At 55.8% G+C, this 1,222-nt stretch carries 1 rRNA gene; it reads right to left on the minus strand.

The annotated features are described in order from the left end of the window. Positions 1-1,222 (minus strand): 16S ribosomal RNA (locus HMPREF7215_RS07210); the annotation flags it as partial.

Here is a 1,222-nt window from a genome sequence, read left to right on the forward strand (position 1 = left end):
CCATCCATTGTAGCATGTGTGTCGCCCTGGACATATGGGCCATGATGACTTGACGTCGTCCCCACCTTCCTCCATCTTGTCGATGGCAGTCTCGCCGGAGTGCTCAGCTTTTACTGGTAGCAACCGGCAATAGGGGTTGCGCTCGTTGCGGGACTTAACCCAACATCTCACGACACGAGCTGACGACAGCCATGCAGCACCTGTTCACGTTCCCTTCCTTGCGAAAGGGTCGATCCGCTTTCGCTTCTCTACCGCGTGGATGTCAAGTCCAGGTAAGGTTCTTCGGTTTGCATCGAATTAAACCACGTGCTCCACCGCTTGTGCGGGCCCCCGTCAATTCCTTTGAGTTTCAATCTTGCGACCGTACTCCCCAGGCGGTATGCTTATCGCGTTAACTTCGGCACGGAACTATCGCTAGTCCCACACCCAGCATACATCGTTTACTGCCAGGACTACCGGGGTATCTAATCCCGTTTGCTCCCCTGGCTTTCGCGCTTCAGCGTCAGTATGCAGCCAGCAAACCGCCTTCGCCACTGGTATTCTTCCTGATATCTACGCATTTCACCGCTACACCAGGAATTCTGTTTGCCTCTCTGCTTCTCAAGCTCTCCAGTTTCGTCTGCGCGCCGAGGTTGAGCCTCGGCTTTTGACAGACGACTTGAAGCGCCGCCTACGCGCCCTTTACGCCCAGTAATTCCGGACAACGCTCGCTCCCTACGTATTACCGCGGCTGCTGGCACGTAGTTAGCCGGAGCTTCCTCGCAGGGTACCGTCACTTCCTTCTTCCCCTGCAACAGAGGTTTACAACCCGAAGGCTGTCTTCCCTCACGCGGCGTCGCTGGGTCAGGCTTGCGCCCATTGCCCAATATTCCCCACTGCTGCCTCCCGTAGGAGTCTGGACCGTCTCTCAGTTCCAATGTGGCCGGTCGACCTCTCAGTCCGGCTACCCGTCTTCGGTTTGGTGAGCCGTTACCTCACCAACTGCCTGATAGGACACAAGTCTCTCCAAAAGCGCATCTCTGCTTTTCACCTTCCGGCTTATGAGGTATTAGCTCCGGTTTCCCGCAGGTGTCCCTCTCTTTCGGACAAGTCCTTGTGCTTTACTCACCCGTCCGCTGCTTGAATGTTCCAATCAACATAAGTCTCTCGAACCATCCTCGCTCAACTTGCATGTGTTAAGCACGCCGCCAGCGTTCGTCCTGAGCCAGGATCAAACTCTCCG

It is taken from the genome of Pyramidobacter piscolens W5455 (genome assembly GCF_000177335.1).
In the GTDB taxonomy this organism is placed as follows: domain Bacteria; phylum Synergistota; class Synergistia; order Synergistales; family Dethiosulfovibrionaceae; genus Pyramidobacter; species Pyramidobacter piscolens.